10 protein-coding genes and 1 pseudogene are annotated in these 13,364 nt (G+C 72.1%); 6 read left to right on the top strand and 5 right to left on the bottom strand.

Annotated features, from left to right (window positions below):
* Positions 1–56 precede the first annotated feature (56 nt).
* Positions 57–1,316 (bottom strand): IS701 family transposase, encoded by a 1,260-nt coding sequence (locus ACFHW1_RS26935; protein ID WP_416569028.1) that lies wholly within the window; start codon positions 1,314–1,316, stop codon positions 57–59.
* A 447-nt stretch (positions 1,317–1,763) separates the two neighbouring features.
* On the opposite strand from ACFHW1_RS26935, the gene hflX reads away from it, so the two are divergent.
* From hflX to erm, 4 genes are all read left to right on the top strand, one after another.
* Positions 1,764–3,161: a GTPase HflX gene (hflX, locus tag ACFHW1_RS26930; RefSeq protein WP_416569037.1), complete on the top strand. Its 1,398-nt coding sequence runs from the start codon at positions 1,764–1,766 to the stop codon at positions 3,159–3,161.
* A gap of 60 nt (positions 3,162–3,221) precedes the next feature.
* Positions 3,222–4,451: a dTDP-4-dehydro-6-deoxyglucose aminotransferase gene (locus ACFHW1_RS26925; protein WP_416569027.1), complete on the top strand. Its 1,230-nt coding sequence runs from the start codon at positions 3,222–3,224 to the stop codon at positions 4,449–4,451.
* A 34-nt stretch (positions 4,452–4,485) separates the two neighbouring features.
* Entirely contained in the window at positions 4,486–5,928 is a 1,443-nt protein-coding gene (gene desII / locus ACFHW1_RS26920) for a dTDP-4-amino-4,6-dideoxy-D-glucose ammonia-lyase (protein WP_416569026.1), read from the top strand.
* 252 nt (positions 5,929–6,180) lie between these two features.
* On the top strand, positions 6,181–7,014 hold the full coding sequence (erm, locus tag ACFHW1_RS26915; RefSeq protein WP_416569025.1) for a 23S ribosomal RNA methyltransferase Erm: 834 nt from the start codon (positions 6,181–6,183) through the stop codon (positions 7,012–7,014).
* A gap of 194 nt (positions 7,015–7,208) precedes the next feature.
* Here erm and nshR read toward each other — a convergent pair whose 3' ends face one another.
* Positions 7,209–8,114: an NshR/TsnR family 23S rRNA methyltransferase gene (nshR, locus tag ACFHW1_RS26910; RefSeq protein ID WP_416569024.1), complete on the bottom strand. Its 906-nt coding sequence runs from the start codon at positions 8,112–8,114 to the stop codon at positions 7,209–7,211.
* 197 nt (positions 8,115–8,311) lie between these two features.
* Between nshR and ACFHW1_RS26905 the strand changes: the two genes are divergently transcribed.
* Both ACFHW1_RS26905 and ACFHW1_RS26900 read left to right on the top strand, forming a co-directional pair.
* Positions 8,312–8,920 carry an Hsp20/alpha crystallin family protein gene (locus tag ACFHW1_RS26905; protein WP_416569023.1) on the top strand — a complete coding sequence of 203 codons (609 nt, stop codon included), beginning with the start codon at positions 8,312–8,314 and terminating at the stop codon, positions 8,918–8,920.
* Positions 8,917–10,089, top strand: a pseudogene (locus ACFHW1_RS26900) (glycosyltransferase family 9 protein); the annotation flags it as partial. The gene ACFHW1_RS26905 and the pseudogene ACFHW1_RS26900, both read left to right, overlap by 4 nt.
* 30 nt (positions 10,090–10,119) lie before the next feature.
* Here ACFHW1_RS26900 and ACFHW1_RS26895 read toward each other — a convergent pair.
* From ACFHW1_RS26895 to rfaE2, 3 genes are read right to left on the bottom strand one after another with little or no spacing between them, the layout of a single operon-like run.
* Positions 10,120–10,542: a DUF2267 domain-containing protein gene (locus tag ACFHW1_RS26895; protein WP_416616422.1), complete on the bottom strand. Its 423-nt coding sequence runs from the start codon at positions 10,540–10,542 to the stop codon at positions 10,120–10,122.
* On the bottom strand, positions 10,539–11,468 hold the full coding sequence (locus ACFHW1_RS26890; protein WP_416556471.1) for a glycosyltransferase: 930 nt from the start codon (positions 11,466–11,468) through the stop codon (positions 10,539–10,541). The genes ACFHW1_RS26895 and ACFHW1_RS26890 overlap by 4 nt, the downstream gene beginning before the upstream one ends.
* Positions 11,465–13,237 carry a D-glycero-beta-D-manno-heptose 1-phosphate adenylyltransferase gene (rfaE2, locus tag ACFHW1_RS26885; protein ID WP_416616420.1) on the bottom strand — a complete coding sequence of 591 codons (1,773 nt, stop codon included), beginning with the start codon at positions 13,235–13,237 and terminating at the stop codon, positions 11,465–11,467. Before rfaE2 ends, ACFHW1_RS26890 begins: the two co-directional genes overlap by 4 nt.
* Positions 13,238–13,364: the final 127 nt, after the last annotated feature.

Raw genomic sequence — 13,364 nt, 5'->3', positions numbered from 1 at the left:
CGCCGACGAACGCCTACGCGAGGTAGTCAACAGGGCCAACGTTGCCTGACGCGGCACTAGGCCCCGCTCCCGGCCCGGTGGGCGGCACCCGGGCCGCCGGACGGGCCTACCGACGCCTCCTGGTGCCCCAGCATCCGCAGGGCGTGCGCCACGGACGCGAGGGTCACGTGCCGGTGCCAGCCCGGGTACGACCGACCCTCGAAGTCCTGCATCCCGACGTCGAGGCTGATGTCGGAGAAATCGGCCTCGACCCGGCGGGTGAGCCGACTCAGCCGCAGCAGCGGGCCGTACCCGGCGCCAGTCATGTTGGTCAGCCACACCTGCCGTACCCCGCGCTCGTACGTCTGCCACGTGCCGAGCAGCGTCAACGGTAGCCCGAGGGCGGCCGTCCGGATCGACCCGGCGGCGGATCCGGCGTACGAGCCGGGCGGGCGGGCGTCCGGCGTACCCGGCCAGTACACCTGCAAGGGCGCCACCAGGCTGGTGCGCCGGGCCCCAGGGCTGGCCGGGTCGATCCACTCCACCGGGCGGCGCTGGGCCCGCGCCAGGCCGAGCAGGTGTTCGGCGGAGGCCGCCGAGACCCGGGTCTTGCCCTGGCCGACCCCGGCGGCCAGCAGGGTGCAGCCCCCGCTGACCCGCAGCAGGAACGGCAACCCCGCCGCGGTGAACGCCTCCACCAGCGGGGGCAGCGCCGAGTACCGCGCGTCCATCACCACCGGACGCGGCTCGATGCCCCAGGCCGCGGCCTTCAGGACTGCCTGCACCGCCGCTCCGTCGCCGGTCGTGCCGTCCTCGTCCGCAAGGACGGTGGCGCGGATCCGGGTCCGGTTGTCCTGGAGCCACCCTTTGCTGATGGAGAGTTGCCAGTTGATTGGCGCGGCGGCCGTCTCCGAGGCGAGCCAGAGCCCGTAGCTCTGCTGGCTGTTCACCGTCTCGCCGAGCGCCGGCGCGTACCGACGTTCCACCCCGACCGAGTGCCGGCCGGTCTTCGGCACCAACATCGACCGCACCACCCAGGCCCGGGGCGACAGCAGCCGGTCCAGATGGCGGGCGAGGGAGGCGCGGACGATCGTCCATTCCCAGGTGGAGCAACTGATGAAGTGGTGCAGGCTCTGCGCCGCCGCCGGATCGTCGGTGCTGGTGGCCAGGTTGCGCATGGTCTTGCGGCCAGGTGAGGTCAGCAGGCCCCGGACGTACATCTCGCCCTTGCGCCGCTGGTCGGCGCGGGGCAGCGAGGCCAGCAGGGTGCCGCACACCCTGGACACCGTGTCCAGATCGGCCCGTCGCGTTCGGCTCTTCTCCTGGACGTCGGGCATCGGCACTCTCCTCCGGCTGCTGGTGGGGCGATGCGCTGATCACGGCCAGGGCCCGGCCCTCGTCCCACGATCGCCCGGTGGCCCGGTGTTGCCCAGGTGAGTTGGAACCACACTTGACCATCGATGGTGGTTGCGTACCGAACGTAGTTGGGTGTACATCCGAGAGTGTCGGTCGATTGCGGTCCCGGTACCCGGTGACGCCACCACACCTCACGGCCCGGACTGCAGCGAAATGTGTGACCGGCGAACCTCGCATCCCGCGCCACTCTCCGGAAACCTTCTAGGAGATCGGCAATCGTCGTGATGTGCGGCAGGTGTCGGTCCTGCCCCCCGGGTTCCAGCCCTGTCGGGTCCTACCCGCGACCCGCCGCCCCCACCGACCTGCTAAGGACCCCGATGACCTCCGCAGCGCACCGCCCTCGGTACTCGGCGACGGCTGACGCCCTGATGGACAGCGCCGATGTCCGGCCGGGCGCCGGGGACGTCGACGGCGCGCAACTCGACCGGGACGACCGGGCCGCGCTGCGGCGGGTCGCCGGCCTGTCCACCGAGACGACCGACGTCACCGAGGTCGAGTACCGGCAGGTCCGGCTGGAGCGGGTGGTGCTGGTCGGGGTCTGGACCGCCGGCACGCTCGACGAGGCCGAACGGTCCCTGGCCGAACTGGCGGCGTTGGCTGAGACGGCGGGAGCGATGGTGCTCGACGGGGTGATCCAGCGCCGTGCCCGGCCCGACCCGGGGACCTACCTCGGGTCCGGCAAGGCCCGGGAACTACGGGACATGGTCCGGGCGGCCGGCGCTGACACGGTGGTGTGCGACGGTGAACTCAGTCCCGCCCAGTTGGTACGCCTGGAGCAGGTCGTCGACGCGAAGGTGGTGGACCGCACCGCGCTGATCCTCGACGTCTTCGCTCAGCACGCCACGTCCCGCGAGGGCAAGGCGCAGGTGGCACTGGCCCAGATGCAGTACATGCTGCCCCGGTTGCGCGGCTGGGGTCAGTCGCTCTCCCGGCAGATGGGCGGTGGCGGCGGTGGTGGCATGGCCACCAGAGGACCCGGCGAGACCAAGATCGAAACCGACCGGCGGCGGATCCACGAGAAGATGGCCCGGCTCCGTCGGGAGATCGCCGAGATGCGGACCGGCCGGGAACTCAAGCGCCAGGAGCGGCGGCGCAGCAGCATCCCGTCGGTCGCCATCGCCGGCTACACCAACGCGGGGAAGTCCTCGTTGCTCAACCGGCTCACCGGGGCCGGCGTGCTGGTGCAGAACGCGCTCTTCGCCACCCTCGACCCGACCGTGCGTCGGGCCATCACCCCGGCCGGTCGGGCGTACACCATCACCGACACCGTCGGGTTCGTCCGCCACCTGCCGCACCACCTGGTGGAGGCGTTCCGCTCCACCCTGGAGGAGGTAGCCGAGGCCAACCTGCTGCTGCACGTCGTGGACGGCTCGCACCCCGCGCCGTTGGAGCAACTCGCTGCGGTCCGCGCGGTCATCCGGGACGTCGACGCGGGCGACGTGCCGGAGCTTGTGGTGGTCAACAAAGCCGACGCGGCCACCCCGGCGGCTCTGGCCGCGTTAGCGGAGGCCGAGCCCCGGCACGTCGTCGTCTCGGCCCGTACCGGGCAGGGCATCGACACGCTCCGGGCGGCCGTCGGCACCGCGTTGCCGCATCCGGAGGTGCAGGTCGACGTCCTGATTCCGTACACCGCGGGTGGTCTCGTCGCACGGATCCACGCCTACGGCGAGGTGCTGGCGGAGGAGCACACCGCCGACGGCACCGTGCTCCGGGCCAGGGTGGCCGCCGACCTGGCCGCCGATCTGGGCGAGTACGCCAGGACCTGAGCCGGGTCCGGGGGCGCCCGGGGCCGGACGCAGCCGTGAACCGCGGAAGGAGGCAGGACCATGAAGCGCGATCTCGGGGACCTGGCGCTCTTCGGAGGGCACGCCAGCTTCCTCCAGCAGATCCACGTCGGGCGGCCCAACCGGATCGAACGGACGCGGTTCTTCGACCGCCTGTCCTGGGCGTTGGACAACCAGTGGCTGACCAACAACGGGCCGCTGGCGCGGGAGTTCGAGGAGCGGGTGGCCGACCTGGCCGGGGTCCGTAACTGCGTGGCCACCTGCAACGCGACGGTGGCCCTGCAACTGCTCGTGCACGCGGCGGAGCTGACCGGCGAGGCGATCATGCCGTCGCTGACCTTCGCCGCAACCGCGCATGCGGTCCGGTGGCTCGGCCTGGAGCCGGTCTTCTGCGACATCGATCCGCGTACCGGGGGTATCGACCCGGCGGCGGTGGCCGCCGCCGTGACCCCCCGCACGTCGGGGATCTTCGGCGTCCACCTGTGGGGGCGCCCCTGTGACGTGGACGCGTTGGAGAAGTTGGCCGCCGACACCGGTCTGCGGCTGTTCTTCGACGCCGCCCACGCCATCGGCTGCACCTCGCAGGGGCGACCCTTGGGGAGCTTCGGCGACGCGGAGGTGTTCAGCTTCCACGCGACCAAGGTGGTCAACGCCTTCGAGGGCGGGGCGATCGTCACCGACGACGACGACCTGGCCCACCGAATCCGCAGCCTGGCGAACTTCGGTTTCAACCTGCGGACCCCCAGCGCGGCCGGCGGCACCAACGCCAAGATGAGCGAGGCGTCCGCCGCCATGGGGCTCACCTCGCTCGACGCGTTCCCCGAGGTGGCCCGCCACAACCGGGACAACTACGAGCAGTACCGCAGCGAGCTGGCCCGGGTGCCCGGCCTCAGCGTGATCGAGATCGATCCCGATGAGCGGCACAACTATCAGTACGTGATCGTCGAGATCGACGAGGAGATCACCGGGCTCCCCCGGGACCTGCTCGTCGAACTGCTGCGGGCGGAGAACGTCGTCGCGCAGCGCTACTTCTCCCCGCCGTGCCACCAGATCGAACCGTACCGGTCCCGGCAGGAGGTGCTGCACCTGCTGCATACCGAGCGCCTCTCGGCGAGGGTCGTGGCGCTGCCGACCGGATCCATGATCTCCCGTGAGGACATCCGCAGGGTGTGCAACATCGTGCGGTTGGCGGCCACCCGGGGATCCGAACTGACCGCCCGGTGGCACCAGCAGTCCGGGGCCGGTGGACAGGGCGTGGTGCCGGCCGGCTGACCGACCGGTACCGGATGAACGTGGGGGAGGGCCCATGACGGTAGAGATGTCCGTGACGAACTCCGCGATACCTGGCAGCGATCTGACGGCGGTAGCGCAGGCACTGCACGAGGAGGTGACGGGCACCGGGCTCGTGCCGCCGGCCGAGATCGGCCCGACCGCTCACCGGTTGGCGGCACTCGCGCGCATCTACGGGAACGCACCCTTCGTGCCGCTCGAACAGGCGCGCCACGAACTCGGCGTGGACCGGGCCGGCTTCGAGCGGTTGCTGGAACTGTTCACCCGGATCCCGGCGCTGCGGTCCGCCGTCGAGAACGGCCCCTCGGGCCGCTACTGGACGAACACCGTGTTGAGCCTGGAAAGGGCGGGTGCCTTCGACGCCGTGCTCGCCAGAAAGCCGACGTTCCCGCATCTTGTCGGTCTATATCCCGGGCCTACCTGCATGTTCCGCTGCCACTTCTGCGTCCGGGTCACCGGTGCCCGGTACCAGGCCTCCTCGCTGTCCGGCGGAAACGAGATGTTCGCGGCTGTCATCGACGAAGTTCCCGCCGGCAACCGCGACGCGATGTACGTCTCCGGAGGCCTGGAACCGCTCACCAATCCCGGACTCGGCGCCCTGGTCAGCCGGGCAGCCGGGCGGGGTTTCCGGATCGTCCTCTACACCAACTCCTTCGCGCTGACCGAGCAGAAGTTCAAGGGTGAGCAGGGCCTGTGGGACCTGCACGCCATCCGGACGTCGCTGTACGGGCTGACTGACGAGGAGTACCAGGCCACCACCGGCAAGCAGGGCTCGTTCAGCCGGGTCCGGGACAACCTCGTGCGGTTCCAGCAGTTGCGCGCCGAGCGGGAGGCGCCGATCCGCCTCGGGCTCAGCTACATCGTCCTGCCCGGCCGCGCCGGGCGGCTGAGCGCGCTGGTCGACTTCATCGTCGAGCTCAACGAGGCGGCACCGGACCGCCCACTGGACTACATCAACCTACGCGAGGACTACAGTGGCCGGCCGGACGGGAAGCTCTCCCCGGACGAGCGTGCCGAACTCCAGGACGAGTTGAACCGGTTCCGGGAGAAGGCGGCGCAGCGTACCCCGACGTTGCACGTCGACTACGGCTACGCCCTGCACAGCCTGATGATGGGCGCCGACGTGCAACTGGTCCGAATCCGGCCGGAGACCATGCGGCCCACCGCGCACCCCCAGGTGTCGGTGCAGGTGGATCTGCTGGGGGACGTCTACCTCTATCGGGAGGCGGGCTTCCCCGGCCTGGCTGGGGCGGACCGCTACCGCATCGGAACGGTGGGGCCGGACACCACCCTCACCGAGGTGACGGAGTCCTTCGTGACCAGCGGCGCGACGGTCACCCCCCAGGCGGACGACGAGTACTTCCTGGACGGATTCGACCAGGCCGTGACCGCGCGGTTGAACCAGATGGAGACCGACATCGCTGACGGGTGGGGGGTACGACGCGGTTTTCTCCGCTGACGGAGATCGGCGGCGGCGCGGGCGACTAATGTGAAGAAACCGACGTACCCGGCGGTTGCGCCGCGTCCGGGCCCACGTGTTGCGCAGAGTCGGGTATAGTGCCGGGCATGGGTATTGTGTGTTTCATCAGGTTCCGCCGCGTATAGCGGCGGACTATCGCTCTTCTCGATGAGCTCCGCCGCGTAACGGTTCACCGCCGGTGCGGTTATCTCCAGCCGACCGGCTCCGAAACGATAATCGCGGAGCACGCACATGCCTTACCACGAGCACGTCGGACGACACGAGTTCGGCCAGAACTTCCTGGTGGACCGCTCGGTGGTCACCGATCTGACCGACCTCGTCGCCCGGACCGAGGGCCCGATCGTCGAGATCGGAGCCGGCGACGGCGCCCTCACCCTTCCGCTGAGCCGGCAGGACAGGGAAGTGACCGCCGTGGAGATCGACCCCAAGCGCGCCAAGCGGTTGGGCCGACAGACCCCGGAGAACGTCACCGTGGTCTGCGCCGACATCCTGCGCTTCCGGTTTCCCCAGCATCCCCACGTGGTCGTCGGGAACGTCCCCTTCCACATGACTACCTCCATCATCCGGACCCTGCTCGCCGCCGACCACTGGCACGCGGCTGTGCTGCTGGTGCAGTGGGAGGTGGCCCGCCGCCGGGCGGGTGTCGGCGGCGCGACGCTGCTGACCGCGAGCTGGTGGCCCTGGTACGACTTCGAGTTGCACTCCCGGGTGCCGGCGCGAGCTTTCCGGCCGGTGCCCTCGGTGGACGGTGGACTGTTTACCATCGTTCGTCGGGAGACTCCGCTGGTGACCGACCGCAAGGGCTACCAGGACTTCGTCCGGACGGTCTTCACCGGTCGAGGACATGGCCTCGCGGAGATCATCCAGCGGTCGGGGCGAATCAGCCGACCCGACCTGCAGGACTGGATGCGGGCCAACCGGGTGGGGCCGAACCTGCTCCCGAAGGACCTCGACGTACACGAGTGGGCCTCCCTGTGGCAGCTGGCCGGCCCGGCCCGGCCCAGTGGCGGTGGCCGGCCAACGCCGCGCCGGCCACGGAACCCCGCCTCGACCCGTCGGCTCTGACCGGTGGTGGGGCCGGTCCGGCCCCGGCCCCACCACCAACTCGTCAGGCCATGGCGGGGGCGTGATTTCCACGCGGCTCCCACCAGACGGGTGCGGGACCACTCGTCAATGTCCGCGCCGCGGATGCCGAGCAGCCGCATTGCTGCCGGCGAATGTGAAGAATGCCCGGGTCGAAACCTACCTGCTGAGACGACTCAGCGGCGCCGGCCCGGCCCGCCGGACGACGACGCAGGCCTTCTGGCCCGGCGTTTGGCGGGCTGCTGCTGGTTAGGCGCCGGAACCTGTGGCGGGCGCCGCCGGTCGGCGAGGTTCCAGTGGTAACGCTCGTAGAGTGCGATCCCGGCGCAGACGGAGACGTTCAGCGACTCCGCGGCCGGGTCGATGGGGATCGACACCGAATGGCGGGAAACGCTCTCGAAGGAGCGCGACGTACCGGTCTTCTCGCTCCCCAGCAGCAGCGCCAGCTGCTCGTCCGCGTCACGCAGATCGCTGACCGCGAGGTCACCGTCGGCGTCGAAGGCGATCAACGGAATACCGGTACGCCGGAAGTAGCCGGTCGCCTCGGCCCGCGACGCGAGCACGATCGGCAGCGAGAAGACGTAACCCCGGCTGGCCCTGATCAGCCGCCGGTCCGCGATGGTGGTCAGGTCGCTGTCCACCAGCACGATGCCACCGGCGCCGAGCGCGAACGACGTCCGCACGATGGCCCCGATGTTGCCGACGATCTTCACCCCGTCCAGGACGACGAGGTCGCCGGTCGTACGGGACAGCTCGTCGAAGCTCCACGGTCTCGGGACCCGGGCAATCCCGAACGCCTTGGGCTTCTTGTCGGTCCGGAACAGGTCGTTCATGATCGGGGCCGCGACCAGGCGGACCGGGATTCCCTCCCGCCGGCATGCGGTGATCACCTCGTCGGGCAGCGGGCTGGTCTGCACCCCGTAGACCTCGATGAACTCCAGCCCGGCGTGGATTGCCTGCACCAGCGGCTCGGCGTCCTCGATCAGCACGGTCCGCACGACGGATCGCGAATGCTTGGTGACGTCGATGATTCGCTGGACGGCCGGATCCGACCGCTCGGTGATGACATCGAGTTCCGCCACGGCAACGACCCTAACCCACCCCGGGCCCGGCCCCGCCGCCGCCGGTCCGGGCCGAAGCCCGGCCCTAGCCCCGGCCGCCGAGCGCCGGCGCCGCACCGGGTTTGCCGCCCCGATCCGCGGGTACGCGCCGGGGATGCTGCCCCACTGACCGGGCGGGTCCACCCTCCCGCCCGGCCGAACCGCACGGGAGGTGTCCGATGAGCCAACCCCGCGACCAGATGCAGGAACGCGGCTGGGATCCGATCGGCAGTCTGCAGTCGCTCTGGTCGGAGCTGGGCCGGGTCTTCGGCGGCGACGCCGGCGTACCCGAGGTCGAGCTGCTGGACACCGACGACGGCTGGCGGGTGGTCGCCCGGCTGCCCGGCGTCGCACCGGAGGAGGTGGCGGTCGAGATCGACGGCGCGGACCTGTGCCTGCGGGGCCGGTCCGAGCAGGAGGTCAACGTCGACAACGGGCTACCGGACACCGGTTCGACCGAGCGCGGCTTCGAGTACCGGCTGCGCCTGCCCAGCGGGGTGGACGTACACCGGATGGACGCGGTGATGGACCACGGACTGCTCACCGTCACGATGCCCCGGGCCGAGCCGGGCGGCCGCCGGTCGATCACCGTGGGCCGGCCGCAGCACCAGCAGCCGACTGCCGGTTCGGCCGCTGCCCGGTCCGGCCGCGCCGAACAGGTCCGGATCACCACGGACGGTGCCGGGATCGCCGCCGAGGAGATCGATCCGGCCGCCGACCGGGAGATGCACCATCCGTACGCGGGTGAGGCGGACCCGCAGCGGCAGCAGGCCAGCACCGCCCGATGACCGCCGAGCCGGCCCGACCGGCCACGCCGGACCTGGACGCCGAACCGGCCCGGCCGGCCACGCTGGGCCTGACCGCCGACGCGGCCGGTGACCGGCTGGTGCCGGACGTGCACCGGATCGCGGTGCTGCGCGCCAATGCGCTCGGTGACTTCATTTTCGCCGTACCGGCGTTGACCGCGTTGCGGGCCGCGTACCCGCAGGCGGAGCTGGTGCTGCTCGGCGCGCCCTGGCATGCCCGTTGGCTGGATGCCCGGCCGGTGGCCGACCGGCCGGGCCCGGTGGACCGGGTGCTGGTGGTGCCGGCCGCGGACGGTATCCGGGCGGCGCAGTCCGACGACGAGCCGGTCACGATGAGCCAGTTCCTGGACCGGGCCCGGCGTGAGTCGTTCGACCTGGCGGTGCAGTTGCACGGCGGCGGCCGCAACAGCAATCCGCTGGTCGCGGCGCTGGGGGCGCGGGTCACCGCCGGGCTGCGGGCGGCCGACGCGCCGCCGCTGGACCGCTGGATCCGGTACGTCTACTACCAGCCGGAGGTGTTCCGCTATCTGGAGGTGGCCGGGCTGGTCGGCGCCGAACCGGTGACGCTGCAGCCCACGGTGCCGGTGACCGGCGCCGACCGGGCCGAGGCGGACCGGGTGCTCGGCCCGGCCCGGCAGCCCAGGGCGGTGCTGCATCCGGGGGCCAGCGACCCGCGCCGACGGTGGCCGGCGGACCGGTTCGCGGCGGTCGCCGACGCGCTGACCGACCGTGGTTTCGAGGTGCTGGTGACCGGCACCGGCCTGGAGCGGGACGTGGTCGCCGAGGTCAGTGTGGCGACGGCCCGGCCGGTGCGGACCGTGGTGGACGAGTTGAGCCTGGGCGGCCTGGCCGGGCTGCTGGCCGGCTGCGCGGTGCTGGTCGCCAACGACACCGGCCCGCTGCACCTGGCGGCGGCGGTCGGCGCGCCGACGGTCGGTATTTACTGGATCGGCAACCTGCTCAACGGTGCCCCGCCGGTACGTGGCCGGCACCGCCCGCTGGCCGCGTTCACCATCCACTGCCCGGTGTGCGGGATGGACGTCAGTACGGTCGGCTTCCCGGCCCGGGGCGGCGGGGACAGCTGTGGCCATCAGGAGTCGTTCGTGACCGACGTGCCGGTCGCCGAGGTGGTCGACGCGGTGCTGGAGCTGGCCCCTGCGGTGTCTGGCGGCTGGGGGGAGTCAGCCGGCACCGGCGGCGTGCACCTGAACCGGCGGGGGGAACAACTTCCGGACGTCGTCGGGCAACGGTAGCTGCACCCGGTACAGCACCCCGGCCGGGCAGTAGCCCACGACGCGGTCCAACGCGGACCGCACACCGTCGCGAACCGTCCGGTCGTCGGCGTCGTACCGGCCGGTCCGCCGACGGACCCGCCGGACCAGCTCGGCGGCGTCGAACCGCTCCGGCCGCTGCTCGGGGTCCGGGCGGTGCTCCGGGTCCGGGCGGTGCTCCGGGTCCGGACGGGCCGCCATCGCCAGCAGCGGCGGCAGCGCGTCGACCAGCAGCGCCGCCTCGCCGTCGGGCAGCAGTTCGACGAGGGTACGCAGCACCGCCACGTCCAACTGCCAGATCGTGGTGGTCGGGCGGACCAACCGTACCGTCACGGTCCGACCTCCTGCCGCTGATGCCGTGACCCGCTGTCGGCCGCCGCCGGGGCGCACCCGGCCGCGTCCTCCTCGTCGAGCAGCAGCTGCCAGCATTCGACCCGCCGGTCGGTGACCGTGGTCGGCGACTCCAGGTGGAACGCGCCGCTGGGCACGATGCCGGCACCGCCGTAGCGGCTGAGCACCGCCAGCTGGGCGGCGACGTCCTCGCCCTGGTGGTCGACCGGCATCCGACGCCAGAAGTCGAAACCGCCGGCGGCGACCAGCTTGGCCCGGTCGAACAGCACGCACCCGCCGATCCAGGACACCCGGTACGCCCGCCACTGGCCCTCGCCCAGCTGGAGCCGCTCGGTGACGTGCAGCAGGTTGGCGGCCGAGTGCAGCCGGGCGCGCGACCACTGCGGCGTACCGGGGCGGATCCGCTCCGGCTCCGGCCGGCCGTCCCATTCGACGTACCCGTCGTGGTCCTGCGGCCGTACGTCATCCAGGTAGGACAATCCGTGTACGGCGTTGCCGACGAAGCCGCAGCGCAGTTCGGCGATCGCGGTGACCAGCCGGTCGACCGTGCCGGGGGCGAGCCAGACGTCGTCGTCGAGCATCAGCACCAGCCGGGCGGTGGAGAGACTGAGCAGGTACGCCCGGTGCTCGGCCAGCCCGTGCCGGGGCAGCCGCCGGGTGAGCAGCACCGGGTGACCGGTGTGCCGCAGCGCCCGGACCATGGTGGCGGCGGCCGGGTCGGCCCACGCCGGTCCGCCGTCGGACTGGTCGCTGATCACCACGCCGAACCCGTCGGGGGCGTCCTGTGCAGCGAGCCCGGCGAGGGTGGCGGCCAGCTCGGCGGGTCGGTTGCGGGTCGGGACGAGTACGTCGAGCAGCCGGTTGCGGCGGAACTCGACCGGGTCCCCGGGCGGCAGCGGTCGGCTCATCGGGCTCCTTCCGGATGTGCTTCGAGTTCCTGGTGTGCTTCGGGTGTCGGGTGCGTTCCGGGCCGGCCAGCCCGCCCGCCGGCCGGGCCGGCCGGGGCGGCAGCCGACCGGATCCGGTTGATGACCGCCGAGGTGGACCGGTCCGCGACGTAGCCGAGGATGTGCACCGCCCCGCCGAGCCGGCGGACCAGCGGCGCTTCGGGCACCATGTCCGGCGGGTAGTCGCCGCCCTTGACGTAGACGTCCGGCCGGATCCGCTCGATCAGCCCGGCCGGGGAGTCCTCCTCGAAGACCACCACGTGGTCGACGCTGGTCAGCGCGGCGAGCACGGCGACCCGGTCCTCGACCGGGTTGACCGGCCGGTCCGGCCCTTTCAGCCGCCGCACGCTGTGGTCCGAGTTGACGGCGACGATCAGCAGGTCGCCGAGGGCGGCGGCCTCCGCCAGGTAGCCGACGTGACCGCGGTGCAGCACGTCGAAGCAGCCGTTGGTGAAGACGATCCGGGCTCCGGCGGCACGCTGTACGCGTACCTGCTCGACGAGGTTGGCGGGGTCGGTCCCGGCGGCCGGGGTCGCAGCCGGGGTGGTGACCCGCCGGCCGCCGCCCGAGGCTGCGGCCGGGAACGACTCGCTCAGCGCGGCGGTCAGCGCGTCACGGTGGCAGATACAGGTGCCGCAGTCGCGTACGGTCAGCGCGGCGGCGAGCTGGGCCAGTCCGGCGGCGACCGGCAGGGTGGCACCGGCGACCACCGACAGGGTGAGAGCGGCCAGATAGGCGTCGCCGGCGCCGACCGCCCGGCTGGCCGCGACCGGTTCGGTACGGCAGTGGTGCGTGGCGCCACTACGGTCGCCGACCACCGAGCCGTCGGTGTCCAGGGTAACTGCCACCAGGTCCGCCCCGGTGGCGGCGTGCAGCCGGGGCAGCAGTCGCCGGGCGGCGGCGACCCGGTCGCGGTCGGGCGTGGGTTGGCCGACGGCCGGTGCGGCCTCGGCGATGCTGGGTGTGATCAGCGTCGGCCGCAGCCCGGCCCACCGGGTGAGGTCGTGGGTGTCGAGGGCGACGGTGCCGTAGCGGTCCCGGTGCCGGATCAGCCACTGCCGGATCCGGTCGGGCAGCGCGCCGAGCCCGTAGTCGCAGATGACCAGGTCGGGCCGGGCCCCGTCGGGATGCGCCCCGGTGCCGTCGACATCCGGCTCGGCGTGGTCGAGGCGGATCTCCTCGGTGCTGGCGACGAGCGCGGCGAGCAGCCGTTCGACCTGTTCGGCGGGGAGTGGACCGGCCGGCCCGCCGTCGTCCTCGCGGAGCAGGATCTGGTCGGCGGCGAGCAGTCGGCGTTTCACCGGGGTACGGGTGCCCGGCTGGGCGACCATCCGGTCCTGCACGCCTGCCTGGTGCAGGCAGCGGGCCACCTGGTCGCCGACCGGGTCGACGCCGATCGGGGCGACCAGTAGTGGGCGGGCGCCGAGCGCGGCGAGGTTGACCGCGGTGTTCGCGGCACCGCCGGCGGCGATCTGGCGCCGGTCCAGGGTGAGCACCGGGGCGGGTGCCTCCCGGCAGAGTCGGGTGGAGGTGGCGAACCGCCATTCGTCGAGCATCGCGTCCCCGACGACCAGGACGGGGCGGCCGGACCACCGCTCGACGAGGTCGGCAGGGCCGGTGCCGTCAGCCGGGACGGCGGGGCCAGCGGGACCGGTGAGGCCAGCCAGGCCGGTGCGGTGCCGCTGGTCGTTGCCAGTGCGGTGCCGCTGGTCGTTGGACGAGGGCCGCATGGGGCAGCGGGTGCCCGGGACGGGCGCGGTCAAACGTGCGGGTCGGTACATGTCGGGGATCACAGGTAAATCGGTTGGCTATCCGCCCCGGCATGGCAGAATGCTTGTAGCAAGCAACTATCGGATG

This window comes from Micromonospora sp. LOL_014 (assembly GCF_048060245.1).
Taxonomy (GTDB): domain Bacteria; phylum Actinomycetota; class Actinomycetes; order Mycobacteriales; family Micromonosporaceae; genus Micromonospora_E.
This window is presented reverse-complemented; position numbering and strand designations above follow the sequence as displayed.